The sequence below is a fragment of the Pseudomonas avellanae BPIC 631 genome (genome assembly GCF_000444135.1).
Taxonomy (GTDB): Bacteria; Pseudomonadota; Gammaproteobacteria; order Pseudomonadales; family Pseudomonadaceae; genus Aquipseudomonas; species Aquipseudomonas avellanae.
In genome coordinates this window covers 1-18,806 of sequence record NZ_ATDK01000250.1, presented here as the reverse complement: position 1 = coordinate 18,806, position 18,806 = coordinate 1, and the positions used below count along the sequence as shown (strand labels likewise).

18 protein-coding genes and 1 pseudogene are annotated in these 18,806 nt (G+C 58.9%); 4 read left to right on the top strand and 15 right to left on the bottom strand.

Annotated features, from left to right (window positions below):
* Positions 1-310: 310 nt before the first annotated feature.
* Complete coding sequence (locus tag DW49_RS0114195) at positions 311-2,566, bottom strand: DUF1631 domain-containing protein (protein WP_024420213.1); 2,256 nt, start codon at positions 2,564-2,566, stop codon at positions 311-313.
* A gap of 354 nt (positions 2,567-2,920) precedes the next feature.
* Between DW49_RS0114195 and nadC the strand changes: the two genes are divergently transcribed.
* The 3 genes from nadC to DW49_RS0114180 are packed head-to-tail and all read left to right on the top strand — an operon-like array spanning position 2,921 to position 6,187.
* Entirely contained in the window at positions 2,921-3,769 is an 849-nt protein-coding gene (nadC, locus tag DW49_RS0114190; protein ID WP_024420214.1) for a carboxylating nicotinate-nucleotide diphosphorylase, read from the top strand.
* Between the two features lie 45 nt (positions 3,770-3,814).
* Positions 3,815-4,885, top strand: a complete 1,071-nt coding sequence (locus DW49_RS0114185) for a TIGR00266 family protein (RefSeq protein ID WP_005614820.1) — start codon at positions 3,815-3,817, stop codon at positions 4,883-4,885.
* Between the two features lie 60 nt (positions 4,886-4,945).
* Positions 4,946-6,187, top strand: coding sequence for a VWA domain-containing protein (locus DW49_RS0114180; RefSeq protein WP_005614819.1), 1,242 nt, complete (start codon positions 4,946-4,948; stop codon positions 6,185-6,187).
* Positions 6,188-6,458: 271 nt separating this feature from the next.
* On the opposite strand, the gene DW49_RS0114175 is transcribed toward DW49_RS0114180, so the two are convergent.
* From DW49_RS0114175 to DW49_RS0114115, 13 genes are all read right to left on the bottom strand, one after another.
* Positions 6,459-7,037 (bottom strand): TerD family protein, encoded by a 579-nt coding sequence (locus DW49_RS0114175; RefSeq protein ID WP_003383244.1) that lies wholly within the window; start codon positions 7,035-7,037, stop codon positions 6,459-6,461.
* 37 nt (positions 7,038-7,074) lie between these two features.
* On the bottom strand, positions 7,075-7,650 hold the full coding sequence (locus DW49_RS0114170; protein WP_003383243.1) for a TerD family protein: 576 nt from the start codon (positions 7,648-7,650) through the stop codon (positions 7,075-7,077).
* Between the two features lie 27 nt (positions 7,651-7,677).
* Positions 7,678-8,712 carry a TerC/Alx family metal homeostasis membrane protein gene (locus DW49_RS0114165; protein ID WP_003383242.1) on the bottom strand — a complete coding sequence of 345 codons (1,035 nt, stop codon included), beginning with the start codon at positions 8,710-8,712 and terminating at the stop codon, positions 7,678-7,680.
* Between the two features lie 26 nt (positions 8,713-8,738).
* A complete protein-coding gene (locus DW49_RS0114160; RefSeq protein ID WP_005614818.1) occupies positions 8,739-9,188 on the bottom strand; it encodes a tellurite resistance TerB family protein in 450 nt (149 codons plus the stop codon).
* Positions 9,189-9,239: 51 nt separating this feature from the next.
* Entirely contained in the window at positions 9,240-10,445 is a 1,206-nt protein-coding gene (locus DW49_RS0114155; RefSeq protein WP_024421294.1) for a TerD family protein, read from the bottom strand.
* Positions 10,442-11,035, bottom strand: coding sequence for a TerD family protein (locus DW49_RS0114150; RefSeq protein ID WP_003383238.1), 594 nt, complete (start codon positions 11,033-11,035; stop codon positions 10,442-10,444). Before DW49_RS0114150 ends, DW49_RS0114155 begins: the two co-directional genes overlap by 4 nt.
* 47 nt (positions 11,036-11,082) lie before the next feature.
* Positions 11,083-11,829 (bottom strand): HAD-IB family hydrolase, encoded by a 747-nt coding sequence (locus DW49_RS0114145; protein ID WP_003383237.1) that lies wholly within the window; start codon positions 11,827-11,829, stop codon positions 11,083-11,085.
* Positions 11,830-12,780 carry an HpcH/HpaI aldolase/citrate lyase family protein gene (locus tag DW49_RS0114140; protein ID WP_003383235.1) on the bottom strand — a complete coding sequence of 317 codons (951 nt, stop codon included), beginning with the start codon at positions 12,778-12,780 and terminating at the stop codon, positions 11,830-11,832. It lies immediately after the preceding gene.
* Positions 12,780-13,874: a cysteine protease StiP family protein gene (locus tag DW49_RS0114135; RefSeq protein WP_005614815.1), complete on the bottom strand. Its 1,095-nt coding sequence runs from the start codon at positions 13,872-13,874 to the stop codon at positions 12,780-12,782. The genes DW49_RS0114140 and DW49_RS0114135 overlap by 1 nt, the downstream gene beginning before the upstream one ends.
* On the bottom strand, positions 13,867-14,625 hold the full coding sequence (locus DW49_RS0114130; RefSeq protein WP_003383232.1) for an HAD family hydrolase: 759 nt from the start codon (positions 14,623-14,625) through the stop codon (positions 13,867-13,869). The genes DW49_RS0114135 and DW49_RS0114130 overlap by 8 nt, the downstream gene beginning before the upstream one ends.
* A complete protein-coding gene (locus DW49_RS0114125) occupies positions 14,618-15,751 on the bottom strand; it encodes a phosphoribosyltransferase domain-containing protein (RefSeq protein WP_005614814.1) in 1,134 nt (377 codons plus the stop codon). Before DW49_RS0114125 ends, DW49_RS0114130 begins: the two co-directional genes overlap by 8 nt.
* 66 nt (positions 15,752-15,817) lie before the next feature.
* Positions 15,818-16,966, bottom strand: a complete 1,149-nt coding sequence (locus tag DW49_RS0114120) for a trypsin-like peptidase domain-containing protein (protein WP_005614813.1) — start codon at positions 16,964-16,966, stop codon at positions 15,818-15,820.
* Positions 16,967-17,020: 54 nt separating this feature from the next.
* Positions 17,021-18,019: an ATP-grasp domain-containing protein gene (locus DW49_RS0114115; RefSeq protein WP_005614812.1), complete on the bottom strand. Its 999-nt coding sequence runs from the start codon at positions 18,017-18,019 to the stop codon at positions 17,021-17,023.
* A 120-nt stretch (positions 18,020-18,139) separates the two neighbouring features.
* On the opposite strand from DW49_RS0114115, the gene DW49_RS0114110 reads away from it, so the two are divergent.
* On the top strand, positions 18,140-18,682 hold the full coding sequence (locus DW49_RS0114110) for a DUF1523 family protein (protein WP_024421293.1): 543 nt from the start codon (positions 18,140-18,142) through the stop codon (positions 18,680-18,682).
* Between the two features lie 3 nt (positions 18,683-18,685).
* Here DW49_RS0114110 and DW49_RS1000000132095 read toward each other — a convergent pair.
* Positions 18,686-18,806, bottom strand: a pseudogene (locus DW49_RS1000000132095) (IS3 family transposase); the annotation flags it as partial.

Sequence of the window (18,806 nt, the reverse complement as noted above, 5' to 3'; positions counted from 1 at the left end):
GTCTCTCGTTACCTACGCACCAGTGCTCAGCGTTTTACATGAGTCCGGATAAGCCGAGAAAGCGGGGCTGGAACTGCGGCATCAGGCGGAATACAGGATCCCCGTGGGAGCTTGCTCACGAAGAGGCCGGTACAGCCAATGAAGATTTGCTGAACAATTAATCCACCTTCGCGAGCAAGCTCGCTCCCACGAGTGAACATCATCCTGTGGGAGTGAGCTTGCTCACGAAAGGGCCGGTACAGCAAATGAAGATTTGCTGAACAGTTAGGCCAACACATAGATGTAGGACCGACAACGTAAAACCGGGCGATCAGGCGCCCTTCAGCTTGCGCAGGTTGCTGATTACCGATTCCAGTGCACGGTCGAACAGCAATGCATCATCGAGGACCCGTACAGCACCGCGGCGAAACTCGACGGCAAGGCCGATGCGGGTTTTTTCCAGGACTTTCATACCGGTGCGGTTGACGAACACGTAGCGGCCGGTCGGCTCGACGATGGCGGTCAGTTTGCAACGCAGTTTGTGTTCTTCGTCTTCCTGAATCTCGACCCAGCAGCCGACGCGCAATGTGTCGACCATGCGCAGGCCAGCGTCGTCGTCTGGCAGTTGCACCGTCGGCTCGTTGAGCATGCGTTCTTCAGGGGCGATCAGAACGATTTCCTCGACCACCTCCATCATCGGCGGCCCTTCAGCAGGTTCAGCACCTGTTACATCTGCATCGCCTGGCAGCCCGTTGCCGCTCGCTTCCTGCAGGCGCGAGAAGTGCTGAAATGCCTGAACGTGCAACGACTCCAGCTGGCTGAAGAATTCGCTGGTGGCAAACGGATCAAACGCCGCACTGGTGAGCCCGTCGCGCAGCGACTTGAGCAGCCCCGGCACCAGGTCCAGCAGGCGTTGCAGGGCCTGCGGGTCGTCATGTTGCTCGACGCTCCAGATCAACTCGTCCATGGTCGTCAACCCGGCCTGCCATTCACTGGACTGCTCGCCATGTTTGAGACAGGTCAGCAGCAGCACCTTGCTCCAGGCCTCCTGCAACAGGCGCACAACCACTTCGGGCAAGGTTTTGCCGAGCAGACGCTGATTCAGTTCCTGCTGCACCTGGTGCCGGGCCAGTTCGGCGCGTGCGCGACCTTCTTCGGCATCACGGGTGCGTTGTTCAAGCAGCTCGCTGCGACGGCGCTCGTCGCTGGTGAAGGCGAGAAAGTCCGCCAGCAATTCGGAAAAGATCGCCGGATCGTCGACAAAGTCATTCAGCAGACGCTGCACGATTTGCTCGACATGCTGATAAAGCGAATCACGCTGAAAGTCGTCACGACCGCCCCAGCCCAGTGCGGCTGTCGCAATCTCATTGAGCAGGCGCCGGGCCGGATGACTGCCGCGACTGAAGAAGCTTTTATCGAGCACCGCGACCTTGAGCATCGGAATCTGCAGACGCCCGATCAGCGCACGTAGCGAAGGCGTCAGGTTGCGATCATCGAGGATGAACTCGAACAGCATGGCGATCAGATTGATCACATCTTCATCGCCGCCGCCAACAATCCTGGATTTGCCGGTCTTGACGTTGACGCGCGTCAGCAACTGTTCCAGTTGATTGCGCAGGTCGAAATCGTCAGCTGCGTCCTGAGAAGGCACGTATTGCTGCAGGTGAGACAGCAGACGCATTAGATCCTTGCTGGAAATCGGGCGTACTTCAGCATTGGGCTCGTGGCGCGGAACAAGGTTGCCACGCACGCTCAGCAGCAATTCCTGCAAGGCCGAGAAGACTTCCTGCACGCCCTTGTCGAGTTTGTCGGCAGCCTCGTTCAGCGCCGGATCGGACATTTCCGAAACACGACTTCTGGGTGCCGCGCGGTCGGACGAACGACGGGCAGGCAGGGCTTTCATGTCCGGCAACACACCCGTGGCGATCAGCAAACGGTTCGCTTCGCAATACAGGTGGTCGGTGTTGGCCAGAACGTATTTCTCGAACAACTTGAGAATGATCAGCTTGACCTTGATCTCGACGCCAAGGCTGCGCCCGGCCTCAAGAAAGAACCTGCAGAGCATCGCCGGCCCCAACGGGTTGTTTTCCTCGGCGATGGTCTGCGGAATCAGCACGTTCAGGCGCGCAGTCAGTTGGCCCAGCGCGAGACTGTCGCGACTCATGACCTTGCTGACCATCGCATCGACAGCCACGGTTTTCTCGAGCTCGTCGTTATGCACCAGCGCCAGCTTGTCGAATGACACGGCGGCTGGCAGGGCGGGCTCCTGAATTTGATACTGGCCCAGCGCCAGAAAAGACTCGTAGAACTTGTCGAGAAAGCAACGCTCTATGCTTTTACGCTTGAGGCGCAAGTCACGCATGGCTTCAAAAAAGATGTTCTGGTCGGTGTTGTTGGAGGCACGGTCAGCCATTTCGAACAGCGTGTCGTCCGCATTATCAAACAGCGCCTGCAGGGCATCCTTGAGCTGTTGCGCCGCTTTATCGCGGACCTGCAGCAGCACAACGGGTAATCGGGCCAGAGGCGAACTTGCCCCTTGCGCAGGGAGCAATTTGCTCAACGGCACTACTTTTTCGTCGTTCGGCATTACACCCCCTGACAGGAAACAACCTGAACCCCATCACACACGTGGCTTGCCACCCTCGTACTGTGAAGCGGCCCCCTTGGCCTTGCAGAAACGTCAAACTCATGACGTCAATTACAAGTCGGATTATCTTTCAAAACTTGTCATCAACGCCAGCGAGACTTTTCCCTCACTCTAGTGAGAAATGTGACAAGGCACTCATATGCAGCGATAGACCACGTTTTTTGCGTTCCATCGCAAACCAATTTGCCAAACCGACCAACTGCACGTTGGGCAAACCGGGCAAGAGCGCTGGCGCAGGTGGGTTAGCGCGATGCAGTGCCTTATACTCGGACGACTTTGTCAGTGGAGCCCGCTATGCCGAATTTACGAATTGCCGACCTGAGCGCCGAGATCGAAGCCAATGTGCGTCGCGCATTGCTTGAAGATGTTGGCAGCAGCGATATCACCGCCCAGTTGATTCCGGCAGAACGGCTGGCCAAGGCCACCATCATCTCGCGCGATGCCGCAGTGATCGCTGGCACTGCCTGGGTCGATGCGGTCTTTCGCCAGCTGGACCCGCGCGTGGCGGTGCACTGGCAAGTGGTCGATGGTGAATGTGTCAGCCCCAATCAGGCGCTGTTCCACCTTGAAGGCCCTGCCCGTTCGCTGCTCACCGGCGAACGCAGTGCACTCAATTTTTTGCAGATGCTTTCCGGGGTCGCCACACGCGCGAAATATTTCGCCGATATCGTGGCGGGCACTCAGGTCAAACTGCTGGACACCCGCAAGACGCTGCCGGGCCTGCGTATGGCGCAAAAATACGCAGTCACCTGCGGCGGCTGTCATAACCATCGCATTGGCTTGTACGACGCGTTTCTGATCAAGGAAAACCATATTGCAGCCTGTGGCGGCATCGCCCAGGCCGTGACAGCGGCGCACCGGATTGCACCGGGCAAGCCTGTCGAGGTCGAGGTCGAAAGCCTGGGCGAATTGAAACAGGCGCTGGACGCCGGGGCCGATATCATCATGCTCGACGAGCTGAGCCTGGATGACATGCGCGAAGCCGTGCGCCTGACCGCAGGCCGCGCCCGCCTGGAAGCCAGTGGCGGCATCAACGACGACACGCTGCGGGTCATTGCCGATACCGGGGTGGATTACATTTCCATCGGTGCGATGACCAAGGACGTGAAAGCCGTGGACCTGTCCATGCGCCTGAGCCTCTGACGCACCGGGCAGACGACTGTCACCAATCGCTGGGGAGTAGACGCTTTGGAACACTGGTTTGTCATGAATGCGGGCAAGCAGCTCGGCCCGATGGATGACGCTGCGGCGCGGCTGATCGCGCGCGAAGCGCCTGGGGCCTGGTGCTGGAAACAGGGCATGCCGGACTGGCTGCCGATCTATCAGGTGGCGAAGGTGCGCGCCATGAAAAAGGACGGCGTGACACCGTTCCCGGATCCGACGCCGGACATGATTCAGCCCAAGCCCTCAGGCCTGCCCGCACAGGCCGGCCCTACACCTGCGCCTGTACCCGCCAAACGTCCTTCGTTTACCCCGGACCCGAACGCCTCGGGCGGCTACGGTCAGGGGCAAGCGACCGATGGCGTGGATTTCAAGCTGTACGGCGCAGAAACCCAGTTTGTCGAGCTGGAACTTGATCCCGGCGAGAGTGCAGTCGCCGAAGCCGGGGCGATGATGTACAAGACCTGCGACGTGCAAATGGAGACTATTTTCGGCGACGGCAGCAATCAGTCGTCCGGGCTGCTGGGTTCGTTATTCGGTGCCGGCAAGCGCATGCTCACCGGCGAAAGCCTGTTTACCACGGTGTTCTCGCAACAAGGCTCCGGCAAGGGCCGGGTCGCTTTCGCTGCGCCCTACCCCGGCACCATCCTGCCCCTGAACCTGCGCGATTTCGGCGGCAAGCTGATCTGCCAGAAAGACAGCTTTCTGGCCGGTGCCAAGGGCGTCTCCATCGGCATCCAGTTTCAGAAGAAAATCCTCACCGGACTGTTCGGCGGCGAAGGCTTTATCCTGCAAAAGCTCGAAGGTGATGGCTGGGTATTCGTGCACATGGGCGGCACGGTGCGCAAGATCGAACTGGCCGCGGGCGAAGCGCTGGATGTGGATACCGGCTGCCTGGCAGCCATGACTCAGACGGTCGACTACGATATTCGCATGGTCGGCGGTGGCATCAAATCCATGCTGTTCGGCGGTGAAGGCGTGTTTTTCGCCAGGTTGACCGGGCCTGGCACGGTATGGCTGCAAAGCCTGCCCTTTTCGCGTCTGGCCGGGCGCATGCTGGCGGCCGGGCCGGCCGGTGTGGGCAGAAGCGAACGTTAATGTGACCACTTCGTCATTTGACCGAGGGCTATCCGACGCCCTCTTTGCCAAGGAAGCGACATGCAGATTACTCAAGGTCAACGCATCCCCCTTTCCACGCTGATTCAGGGCAACGATCTCACGCTGTCGATCGTGATCAAATCCGCGCATGTGATCGACTACGTCTGCTTTGGCGTCGATGCCAACGGCAAGCTGTCGGACGACCGCTACATGATCTTCTTCAACCAACCGACCAGCCCCTGCAACAGCGTAAAACAGGCCAACGGCGGGGATTTCCAGCTCGCGCTGGACGGCTTGCCAGCCTCCATCGATCGGTTGGTGTTCACCGCGTCCATCGATGGCGCGGGCGTCATGAGCGATATCCAGGCGAGTCATTTCAGCATTCAGCATCAGGGCCGCGAAGTGGCTCGTGGCGAATTCTCCGGCGCAACCTTCGCCGCCGAGAAAGCCATCATGGTTGCTGACATCTACCGCAAGAACGGTGAATGGCGCATCGCATCCAACCTGCAGGGCTACAACGCCGGGCTGGATGCGCTGGTGGTGCATTTTGGCGGCGAAGTCGCGGATGCGCCGCCGCCCGCGCCTGCCGCCCCTGCACGCATTTCACTGGAAAAGAAAATCGCCGACGCTGCGCCGCAGTTGATCAGCCTGGCGAAGAAGGCCCAGGTCAGCCTGGAAAAAGCCAAGCTGACCGACACCAAGGCACGGGTCGGCCTGGTGCTGGATGCGTCTGGCTCGATGAACCCGCAATACACCCGTGGTCACGTTCAGGAAGTGGTTGATCGCCTGATCCCCCTTGCCGTGCATTTCGATGACGACGGTGCGCTGGATTGCTGGGCGTTCGGGGCAAAGCCGCAGCAGTTGAATGCAGTCACGCTGAAAAACTTCCAGAACTTCATCAAGACCGATCACGGAGGCTGGAAAGACTGGGAACTGGGCTCACGCATCAACGATGAGCCGAAGGCGATGCGCATGGTCATCGACTATTACAAGAAGTCAGGCGACAAGACGCCGGTCTACATCCTGTTCATCAGCGACGGCGGCGTGCATCAGGACCGGGAAATCACCAAGCTGATGATCGAAGCCGCCAAGCTGCCGATCTTCTGGCAGTTCGTAGGCCTGGGTGGTCGCGGTTACGGCATTCTGGAAAAGCTCGATGACATGGGCGGCAGGGTCGTCGACAACTGCAACTTCTTTGCCCTGGACCGTCTGGACGAGGTGCCGGAAGAGAAGCTCTATGACCTGCTGATGGAAGAGTTTCCAGACTGGCTGAAAGCGGCCAAGGGTGCGGGGATCCTGTAGGGGGTGAGCATGCGCAACGATGATCTCAACTACTGACTATCGTGCGACGCTCCGCGTCGACATGCCGTTCAGGACGCTCCGCGTCCTCTTTGCGACGCAGAGCGTCGCGAAATGCGTTCCCACGCTGGAGCGTGCGGAACGATAATCTTAACTATCGTGCCACACTGGAGCATGTGAACGGATAGCCTTGTAACCAGCCAATACGTTCAAAAGCCCCAATAAAAAACCCCCGCCATCGCTGGCGGGGGTTTTTATTGGGCGTTGCTCGGGTTTAGCCGATTGCCACGCCGTGTGCTTCTGCCAACGGCTTCAGGCCGCCTGCGAAGCCTTGGCCAATGGCCTTGAACTTGAACTCGTCGCCATTGCGATACAGCTCGCCGAAGATCATCGCGGTTTCGGTCGATGCATCTTCCGACAGGTCGTAGCGAGCGATTTCCTTGCCGTCAGCCTTGTTCACAACGCGGATGTAAGCGTTTCCAACCTGACCAAAGCTTTGCTTGCGCTCTTCGGCCGAGTGGATGGTGACTGCGAAAACCAGCTTCTTGACTGCAGCTGCCAGGCCAGTGAGCTTGACCGTTACCGACTCGTCATCACCGTCGCCAGCACCGGAGCGGTTGTCGCCCAGGTGTTCAACCGAACCATCGGTCGATTTCTTGTTGTTGTAGAAAATGAAGCTGTTGTCGTCCAACACCTTGCCATTTTCGCCAACGATGAAGATCGACGCGTCCAGATCGAACTCGGTGCCATCGGTAACACGTGGATCCCAGCCCAGGCCCACGGTGATTTCTGTCAGGCCCGGGGCCTCTTTCGACAGGGAAACGTTACCGCCTTTACTCAGACTTACTGCCATGTTCGTAATCCTTTTCAGAAAAATGGTTAGGCGTGAATCAGAAATTCATGCCGAAAGAGTTGGCAACAGCTTTCAGGCCACCGGCATAACCCTGGCCAACCGCACGAAACTTCCACTCGCCAGCGTTGCGATACAGCTCGGCAAACACCATTGCAGTTTCGGTCGAAGCGTCTTCTGCCAGGTCATAACGAACAACTTCAGAGCCGGACTTTTCATTCAGGACGCGGATGAACGAGCCACCCACCTGACCGAAGTTCTGCTTGCGGCTGTCGGCATCGTGAATGGTCACGACAAAAACGACCTTGTCGACATCGGCAGGTACGCGGGTCAGATCGACCTTGAGCACTTCGTCGTCGCCGTCGCCAGCACCGGTACGGTTGTCACCGGTGTGTTCGACGGATCCGTCGGCGCTCTTGAGCTGGTTGTAGAAAATGAAGTCAGCTTCACTGCGGACCTTGCCATTGGCGCTCAGCAGGAATGCGCTGGCGTCCAGGTCAAACTCCTGGCCGTCAGTGGCACGCGGATCCCAGCCCAGACCAATCAATACGCTGGTCAGGGTAGGGTCGGTTTTCGACAGCGAAAGGTTGCCACCTTTTTGCAGAGTCAAAGCCATGATTCGTTTATCTCCTTTATCCAGTGTTTACGCTTTTTCTTCGGCAGGTTCTTCTTTACCCGGGAAGAGCAGGCTTGCAACGATACCGATGATCAGCACGACAACCACGACCAGCAAGCTGGCGTTGGCGCTGATTTCGTAACCGTGATGGAACAGATGGTTGGTCGCGTTCAGGCCCAGTTTGATGGCGATGAAGAACAGCAAGGCGATAACTGCCTTCTCCAGATGCACCAGGTAACGTTTGAGGGCTTCAAGTACGAAATACAAGGTACGCAGGCCCAGAATCGCGAACAGCATGGCCGAGAACACGATCAGAGGCTCACGGCTCACTGCGATGATTGCAGGCACAGAGTCGAAGGCGAACAGTACGTCGGAGATCTCTGCCACGACCAGACACAGGAACAACGGGGTCGCGAACAGAGCGCCTTTGGCGGCCAGTGTGATACCGGCGTTTTCCGGTTTCTTGACTTCTTCTTCCAACACCGAACGACGCACGAAGAAGTTGCTGCCGTGCAGTTTTGGCCACACCGGGAACAGTTTCTTGGCGAAGCGATAAGCCATGTGTTGCGAGTAGTCGACTTCTTCGTCGTCGTCATCACCCGCTCTGAGCATCATGATGGCTGTCCAGGCAACGATGACCGCAAACACCACTTCGACCCACGGGCCCAGCGCCAGCAGGCCTGTACCGATGGCGACGAAGATGCCGCGGAAAACGATGGCACCGATGATGCCCCAGTACAGAACGCGGTGGCGCAGGCCATCCGGAATCTTGAACCAGGAGAACAAGGCCATGAACACGAACAGGTTGTCGACGCTCAGCACTTTTTCCAGCGCATAACCGGTCACGAACAGCGTGGCAACTTCGGAGCCATGCTGCACATACAGGAAACCGGCGAAAGCCAGCGAAATGGCGACCCAGAAAATCGACCACGCCGAAGCTTGCGCGAGGGTGATCGGCTTGTTTCCGCGATGGGAAAACATATCGATAGCCATGGCCGTAATGGCCAGACCGACGAAAACCGCCATCGTGAGTGGAGGGAAGCCTAGAGAGGTGCTTTCCATTTAACTGCGTTCCTTAGGGTAAAAAATTACAGGTCGAAATCGGACGGGTTGAGGCCAAGCTCTCGGCAGATCGTGCGGCAGACTTCCCGCTCTTTCTCATCGAAGCTGCCATCGGCACCACCGATAGCACAGCAGACGCGCACCAGCAAACGGGAGGCATCTTCTTTCTTTTTGATCTTGCCGATGGTTTTCAACGCTTCGGCACGGCCAATTTCAAAATCGAACTCAAACTTGGAGCAGGCTTCCTGGAAGCCTTGAATGACTTCCTTCATGTCGAAAACTTTCAGTTCCTGAGAGTTTTGAATGAAACCGGCCATTTTCTGCTTTTCACTGGAGCTGATATCACCGTCAGCGGCCGATACCAGGGCACAGCCGGAAACTACAGCGTCCATGAATTCGCGATTCTTGAACTTCGAGACTTCGGAAGCCAGCTTGTCGCGAGCAGCTGTTGCGTTTGTTTTCAACCAGTCCAGCATGTCTATCTCCCATGAGGCGGCACAGCCAGCCCAGAAATACCACGGTATTGTTTACTTGGAACCGGCAGCCCAGCGCATGCCCCAGCCATAGGCCTTGTCCATGTTGCTGTGGCCGTTATGAAAATCGACACAGCGCGTCACCTTGACCGCACCGTTGTCGTTTTCCAGCAAAGCAATTGCACACATGCCCTGGCGACCACCTTCTTCATTGAGGCGAACCTCGATGGGCGGCTGACCTGGCGCGTGAATGGTGACAACTCCGTCGGTTTCTTTCCAGTTCGGCGCACCTTCGTAGATGAAGGCATAGACCAGAATTCGACGGATCTTGTTCCAGTGGGCACCGTTGATGTGCAGCCACTCGCCGTCGCTGATCGAGCCGGTACGGTCATCACCCATCAATTTGATGAAAGGCTCGTCATTGAGCGAACCAAACGAGTTGCCCAGCGCCTGAACCGCGCCTTTGAAACCGTCCTGCAATTCAAAGAGGCAGCCTACATCAAGGTCGATGGCCGTGCTCTTCTTCATCGAGAAGAAGCCGCCGCCTTTGGTGTCGTTGCGACGGTTCCAGTTCAGGTTGACGCGCATCTCGCCGAAGCCGGCACTGGATTTTTCCAGACTGATCGAAGCCCGGGTCTTGTCCAGCGTGATCTTGCTCAGGTTGACGGTCGACTTGGCCGCTGGCGCTGGAACAGGTGCAGGTGCAGGTGCAGGTGCAGGTGCAGGTGCAGGTGCAGGTGCAGGCTGATCCTGAGGCGCAGAGACTTCAACACCAAAGTTTTTTGCCAGTGGCTCAAGGCCGCCGGCAAAGCCCTGGGCGACGCAGCGGAATTTCCACGCGCCCTGGCGCAAATAGAACTCGCCCAGAATCAGCGCGGTTTCTTTCATGCCGTTGGTAGGGATATCCGCTTCAATGCCGCCGGTAATGTTCAGAGCCAGGCGCGACACGCTACCAAAGCTGGCTTTGTTCTCGTAGATGGTCGCGGTCAGGGCAACTTTCTCGATGACAGGGTCAAGGCGGCCGGTATCGAGGCTGAACACCGCACGACCGGCCGACGCTTCCGTCTGCTGGACCGCGCCGCCGTTCACGCTTTTCTGGCCGTAGAAGCACATGTCCTGATCGCCACGCACCTTGCCGGAACTGGTCAGCAGGAACGCAGATACATCGATATCCGCATCCGCGAGCGGAGAATAAATGATCTCCACCGTCAGCGGACCGGCAGCGACTGGGGCGTTGGCGCCCGGGACAAGTTGGGTCATGCGCGCACAGCTCCAATGGCCAGTTCAACCAGATCATCGGCAGTACGGCCGTTGGTGGCCTGGCCTACGGCGGTGAAATCCCAGCCGGACGGCGTACGCGACAGATAAGACATCACCACGCCCGTGTGCTGGCCTTTCTCGGACAGATCAAAGCGGCCCAGTTCGTTGCGCGTGCCCAGATCCACGATGCGGCAGTAGGCATTGGCGACTTTTTCGAAGTTTTGACCGGTGAACGAGTTGACGGTGAACACCAGATACTTGACCGTTGCTGGCAGTTTTTCCAGGTCAACGCTGATGGTTTCATCATCGCCAGCGCCTTCGCCAGTACGGTTGTCGCCGGAGTGCTGAATGGCACCGTCACGCGATTGCAACTGACGAAACCAGACCAGATCGAGCGGCTTTTTATCGGCATCGAGCATGATGCACGAGGCATCCAGGTCGATATCGCCGCCGCCACCGCCGAGTAGTTTGCCGAAGAAACCACTGGCTTTCTCAGGGTCCCATCCAAGGCCCATGCTGACTTTCTTGAGGCCGGTGCCAGCGGTTTTCTCGAGGGAAATCGTCTGGTTCTTTGCCAAAGTGAGTGCCATTTTTCGCTCCATGTGGTCGTCGGAATACGGATAAAAGTGTTACAGCCTTACCGTGTTGGCCCGTCTTTGCCATCGGGATTGTGTAACTTGGCGTTAACGGGGCCTTTGTAACGGCCTCGGCGCCACGTCGGATGGAACAATCGCCAGTGCGCATCCTGAGCAGCGGCAAGCAATTCGTGATCACCTCGCGTGTCGCCCCAGGCGCGAACCCGGAACTGCGTCAGCGGCCCGTAGACGCTTTCAAGACGCGCCACCTTGGAGTCGCAACGGCAATTACTGCCCTCGATCAAGCCGGTCAACTTGCCGTCGATGACTTCCAGATTGGTGCCGATCAGCTCCACTTTCAAGCGATCAGCGAAGGGTTGCAGGACCATAGCAGGCGATGCTGAACAAAGCGTGACAATGGCACCCTTTTCGATTTCAGCCGCGATGGACTCAAGCGCGGCAGGACGCATCAGGCGTTTCCAGTGCGACTGGCAGAAGGCTTCGGCCTTCTGTTGCAGCCACTGCACTTCAACGCCGCTCAGAAACGCCTTGATCAGCCGGCCTTTGAGTTCGTCACGGGTCAGGCGCTTGGTCAGATAGCCAAGGCTGGGCAGCACCAGCCGCGCCATGCGTACGGAGAAAACACGTTGCCCGAAGGCGAACTTGAGAAACGGAACAAAGCTGTCGTGCCGGGTAATCGTCCCATCGAAATCGAACACCGCCAGCAAGCGTTGTTCCACTTCGATTTCAAGATCAGGTCCTACCGGTGCAAGATCAGGTTCTACGGTTTCAAGGTCAGGTTCTATCATCTAGCTAACTGCCTCAGCGAGTCGAATGCTGGCATCCATGATCGAAGCGGGTGTGGGTAACACTCCGTGCCATTTGGCGCGCTCCATGATGTGGGTTGCCCACTTGTAGTGGGTGGCCGGTTCACACATCGCATCGTTGTACTTGAACACGGCGGGCGCCACAGAGTTCAAAATCATCCGGGCGGAGTTCATGTCCTCCAGACTGACGCGTAGTGCATTCTGAATGATATTGACCTGCGAGGGGTGAATTGCCGTCTTGCCGACCAACCCATTGGTAATATCGAGCGCCAGTTCCTGTTCAAGAATGTCTGGCGTGGCGAGCTGTTCGAACACCGGCGCGGTGAGCGCAAAGCCCTGCGCGCCCATCACCCCCGCCAGCATCGGGATCACATAACCCATCGGCGTTGAATACAAAGTCATGGCCGGATTGCGGCGCAAGCCCAGGCAGCCCATCAGGTCATTGCCACCGATGCGCAGGGCGATGATCCGCTCGTGCAGGCTGGCTTTGAGCGCCTGCCCCAGCTCGACCATGGCCGTCGGGTTGAACACTTCCGGAGTTTCCAGTGTAGGCATCAATGCCAGCGCAGGGTTGGTAACCGCCGCCTCCCAGCTCGTCAGACTTTTCAGCGACAGCTTGGGGACAACGAACCCGTCAACGTGGGCCATCAACGGCCAGTCGTTGAGAATACGCGCCATCGCCGCGTCACGCGGGCGAACGAACAGCAGCGGGCCATTGGCCGGACGGCCGCCCCGATCGTGGATGCGGGTCAGCACCTGGCGCAGGTTGAGCAATGCGGTGTCGACATCAATCAGCGCGACTGCATCTTCCAGGCAGACAACCAGCGAACGCAGCTCGGGAATCTTTTCGCCGAACACCACATCGACGATGTCGTCTCGGGTAGCGGGCATGTACAGCGTTGCCCCCAGCGCGTAAGGCGAGAATAAGGCCATTAGCCGAGACTCCGTATGATGGTCACCGCCCGATAGGGCCCCAGGACATCGCCGACTTCTTCAACGGGGATGCCCGCTTTTTCAGTCAAATGCAGCAGCAATTGCACGTCACTGTCAGCCAGATTGCGGACCAGCACGTGATCCGGCACGCGGCGCATGACTGCCCGTGTGGCTTCGGCAATGCCGGGCTTGACGCGATTCAGGTTATTGACGTCGAAGCGCTCGGCCAGCGCGCCGATCACCCGGGATGCCCTAGCTTTGAGTTCGCTTCGCTGCTGAGGCGTCCAGGGTGCCAGCGTCAGCGCACATTCTTTCTGACGACGCTGGATGTCGATCTGTTCAATAAAACCGCGTGTAACGTCGTGCGCCTGCAAATGCTCATAGACCACGCAACCATGCAGCCCGCCGTCGGTCGGCCAGATAGAGCGCGACACCAGCCCGGACACCGTTGCACCCAGAATGCCGGACGGAATCACCCAGTCTTCAGCAGACGCCGCCAGCCAGGCGCTGCCGCATGGATCGGCGAGCACCACCAGACGCGGGTCTTCGGGGAAACGTGTGTCGCCTGCCAGACTGCGGCGGATCTCGCCGGAGATCGCGCCTTTGCCGGTCCAGCCGTCGACAAACACGATGTTCTGCGCGCCGTGAGCCTCAATGATGGCCTCCAGCGCTACGGTATCGATGCCGCGATCGCGGACAATGCTGATGCCGTAGTGATGCGCTTCGCGATCAAGGTCAATCAAGGCCCGACGCAACAGCACACCGAGCGGCAAACCGGCGCGCACGAATGACACCAGAATAATCGGCGAGCCGTCGTATTCACGATCGAGCGCCTGCGCCAGCGCCTGCACATCAGCAGCCATGCGCGCGCCGTTCTGGCTGAGCGCCAGCTCGTACAGCGCCTTGTGGGCAGCACTGGGCGCGGATTCTTCGCTGATCATTTCCGAATAGTGTTTTTGCCGCGTCTGGATCAGGCGTTCCTTTTCCTCGACGCCGGTGGTCTGCATGTCGACGCTGCGCAGCAGAAAATGCACGTCGTCGCTCAGGTAGCTGCCGCTGCCGACCGTGTCGAGCCCGTGAACGGGATCACTCATGTGCCGCTCCGACAAACATTTTCGCCAACTGGCTGCGCGCAGGCGTCGCCCACCAGTGGCACTCGTCCATGAAACCCAGGTCGGTGATGCTGTCGCCAAAACCGAGCACCGGGCGTTCGCCATTGATCGCCAGGTCACGGCGCAGCCATTCCTGAACGGCGTAGCGCTTGGCCAGCCCCTCGGGCAGGAAAGCCAGATTGTTGCCGTTACCGTGGATGTGCATGCCATCGAGCAAGCCTCGGGCCTGCATTTCGGCGAGTACCTTGGTGAGGATGCTGTCGTCGCTTTCGTTGTGCTTGGTCACCACGTAATGAAACAGCTGCGCCTCTTCAACCACCCAGCCACGCAGTGAAAAGCCCATCTCCTGACCGATTGCCAGCGTGGTGGCAGACAATTCATGCAACCGCGACTGATAGCTGGCCAGGGTCTGCTTCATCTGCTCGTTCCAGTCAGGGTCCAGTCGCCCCATGACATCGAGCATCACGCCGCCGTGCGAACAGATCGCGCCGGCAGTGAACGGCAATTTCACCCGGCTGTAAGCCTCGACACTGCGCGCGGTCACTGGCACCACATCGGCGTGCGCCAGTAGCCAGTGCGCAAAGGACTTCTGCACGTTGGTCATGTAGCCGTTGGCATTGCCGCTGATATCCAGCGTTGCGACGTGCTTTTCAATGTCAGCCGGTGTTTTGCGCGCGGTCTGGAACAGGGTGTCGTCCAGATCGACGAAGATCAGCGGGCGGTCGTTACTCATCGCAAATCACCTCGGCGTTCAGCGCTTCAATCAGCTCGGCGGGTACGGCCTGCCTTGGGGTTTCGGTGCAGATCAGCACCCGGTCAAACTGACCCGGCCGCACGTTATAAAGAAAGTTGGGGATGCCCAGCCCGTAGTTGTCCGAGAACGACAGCGCGTGATCGATGGCATGCCCCAGCGCAATCGGCGAACGGCTGGTGGAGCTGAAATGCACATCAGCTCCGGCTTTCTCCAGGCGCTCGGCCAGCAGAAACGGACGCCAGACAAACTCGCTGGTGCCGACCACCAGAACACGCTCGCCCTTGTTTACCGTAAGGCCAGGCGCCAGCGTATCGGCAACCGCCAGCACGCCCATGCGCCCCCAGTCGTTGGCGGTCACCAGCGGCCAGTCGCCCATCGCAACGGTGCCGACTTCCGGCATTTCTGGCAGCGGCGCGCTGGCGTCCTCGTCAAAGGAATACGAGCCCTGCAACAGCGATACCTGCTCCGCCGAAGCGCCCATCGATGTGCTGACCGCACCTGCCGACCAGTCGGTGAGCACGCAGGTCACCACCCGCTCGATCTTGCTCAGCCCGGCCTCGACCAGCGCCTGATGCAGATTGATGAACGTCTTGCCCGTCGACGCTTCGTCATCGACCAGCACCAGCGAACGTGCACCGAGCATCATGTCGCGCAGCGCAGTATCGGCAGGCAGGTGGATCAAGTGCGCGCTGGCGTGGCTGTGCTCTTCTTCAAAGCGGGCAAACAGCTCGGTGCCGGTTGGATGGCGCGTACTGACCAGATACAGCGCATCCGAGCGTGTTTCGCTGTAGGCACGGTGCACACCGGCACCCAGGCCGACGGCCGTTTCGGCCATGCCGATGACCAGCACCGGGCCTGGCAGGTCTGCCGGAATCTTGTGCGCCAGGTCCTGAAAACTCTTGAGCATTACGCTCGGGCGCGCCGGGATGTGACGGCCAAGCACCCGCGAAACAAACAGAAACGCGCGCTTGGGATTGCGCCGCTCGGCAAAGCCGAACAGTGAATCCGGGGCAATGGTGGACGAATCGACACTGACGTCGAGGCGACCACGAAGCAGATCAGCACGAAGCTTTGTAGGGTTGGAAAAAGCTGCGCTGCTGTCCATCGATATATTCCTGATTAACGGGGCCGCAGCCCCTGGCGCCTGCAACATGGGCAGGCAACACCGACTTCATTGGCGAGAGGCTTCGACGAGCCATAACGATGACTGGAAGGTGCGTGAGATTTCTGTGGTGGTGTACGACCTTTCCGCACGGGCCTGCGGCGCGTTGATGCGGCACGCCTGTAGAAAGGACAGCAGCAGTGCGGATTTCACTGCAAAATTCATGTTTTGCCCGTCCGGTACCGTGGACGTCACCATGCCGATGACTGCGCCGCCGTTGTCGAACAACGGGCTGCCACTGGACCCCGGCTGAATGGGCGCAGTGAACTGGAACAGGCTGGCATCGTTGTGCAGGCCGAACAGCCCGGAAATACCGCCCTGCGTCACCTGCAACCCGCCGCCGGAAATGGACGCCAGTGGGTAACCCAGCACCGCCACGGTATCACCCGGTTCACAGCCCTGCCCCTCGCGGAATGTAACCGCAGACAACGGCGACGCGCCCTGCACCCGCAGCAAGGCGATATCGTTGCGGCGGTCGATCACAACGGGCTCGGCCTTGTAGCGGCCTTCCAGCGAATTGATATAGAGCACGCCCATGTCTTCAATCACATGGGCGCAGGTCATGACGTGCGCCGGCCCGACCGCAAACGCGGTGCCGGTGGCCGAATCGTGCCGTGGACCACCCGCCGGCCCACCCGCCCCGCCAGACGGGCGACGCGGATGACGATCGTCCACTTCCAGACCGATCTTGCGGCCGAACGCCGACAGCCCGTACGCCGAGCCTTCGCTCAGCGCACGAAATTTCCATTGGTCGTTGCGCTTGTAGAACTCGCCGATGATGATCGCCGCTTCGCCGTTATCGCGCAGGTCCAGGCGATGCTCGATATCGGCATCCACCTTGAGGCGCAAGCTGGCAAAATCGCGGATCGGGCCCATCGCGGCGTACACGTAAACCATCAGCAATACGCGATCACTGCCCGCCGGGAGCCTGTCCAGCTTGAGCGTGCAGCCAACATCCTGGGGGCCGCCGCTCCACTCCATCCAGCTTTGCTCTTGATGCAACAGCGCCGGGTCGCCCATGGGCTGGCGTTTTTCGTTGACCGCCAGCAGCGCCACGGCGGCGTATTCACCGAACACCGAAGATGTACCGCTCTCCAGGTTCCAGGAGCAGTGGGCGTTAGCTAAAGCAGTGTTTGCACCTGGCGCCAGAAGCCGCATGCCCGATCCTCCTTGATAAGAGCGATTATTGATAGCAAAAATCTATTATCCTGATCAAACCGTAGCCCGTACAGCGACGGTTATGGCCTTGACCCGGATATCCTCAAGCCAATGTGTTTCCGGTTCTTTCAAGCCGAGACGCCGCGCAGCAAAAATGCCCGGCAGGTTAACGCCGGTTTCGCGCGTGTAACCGATCCCGCCCGAGTAGCGCGGGTTGATCTCCAGCAAGCGTGGCGTGCCGTCAGCGTCGTCGCGGGTCTGCACATTGATCAGCCCGTCACAGGCAAAATGCTCGGCGGCTCGCACCGCCAATTGCACGGCTTCGCTGTCGCGCTCGAACGTCTGATTCAAACCCACCTTGCGCCGCCCGACAAACGCGACCGCCTTGCCGTGCTCGCAGACCATGTCCACTGAACACTCGTTGCCGGGCATGTAAGGCATGAGCAACATCGCCGGGCGCTCATCGGCCTGACGATAGGCATTAAGGTACGCCTGAAACGTCGTTTCGCGCGCATCAGGGTTGGCGAAACAGCGAAAATCGTCGACATCGGTCTTGAACCGCCAAAAACCACGGCCATAAATCCCGACCACCGGCTTGATACACACCTCGCCCGAGACCGACAAAGTGTCATAGGCCGCTTGCAGCTCCTCAGTGTTGCAGGCAGTGATGGCGGGGATACACGCCAGCCCCGCCGCCTCGGCCGCCGCCGTGAAACGACTCTTGTCATCGACATCCAGAAACGTTTGCAGGGACGTTCCGCCGGTAACGAGGTCCAAGCCTTCAGCGACAAAACGAGCACGCTGCGCTTCATAAACGCCGCCGATTCGCCCGGCGACGATCGTCTTCACGCCCAGCGAGCGAGCGGTTTCGAGCACCCAGTCGATGCGCTCTTCATTGTCGACCGGCTCTTGCAGCGCCACATCGGCCTGCCCGGTAATTTCGGAGCGTTGCTGGCGATGGGAAGCAATAATCTTTACCGACGCAGGCAATGCATCGCGCGCGCCCATGATCACTTCGCGCTGGCTGGACTGCCCTTCAAGGAACCAAATCATGTCAATCTCCGGAAGACTGCGCCGCCTGAAACGGCCTTGTCGAATTTTGTAATAACTGTTTTGCTTCGAATACGTTCGGATTAGGGCAAAGTCACGCAATTTTAAACAGAGGACGCTGGTATGAAGTGGCTTAAAAGGTCGATTTGGCTTGTGGTATTCGTTGCACTCGGGATCGGCGCATTAAGCCTCTACTACGTCCTGCCGCGCCATGATGTCGTGATGATCACCGGCGTGGAAGTCAAAAGAATGGACGCCGACGGCGTGGTCAACGCCGAAAACCCGGCAGACGGCCCGACGCGCGACGTGTACTTCATCAACACCGAAGACCCGGACACCAAAAAGGTCGTGGTCTACCGCAACGAAGACACCGCCTGGAGCTTCCCGTGGTACTTCAAATTCGACTCCGCCGACATCCAGGCCAAAGCCCAGGGCTACTCACGTGATGCACAGCAACTGGCGCTGATTCGTTATTACGGCTGGCGGATAACGATCCTGTCGATGTTTCCCAACGTGACAGAAATCGAAGCCGTGACGAGTCGTGATCAGCCGTTTCCGGTTTTCAATACGGTGTTTTTTGTGGTGGTTGGGTTGCTGGTGGTGATTGTGGTGGTTGGGGTTAGGAGGAGGTTCAAGGGGCGGGCGCGAGTTGATGGGGTTGTGTAGTGGTCAACTCATCCCGGACACGACGTTAAGGTTTTTCTCGTACTGAGCGGGCGCCAGTCCATCATTGAACTGGTGTGGCCGAATCCAGTTGTAGCGATGCATCAGATAATGACTGATATCCCGC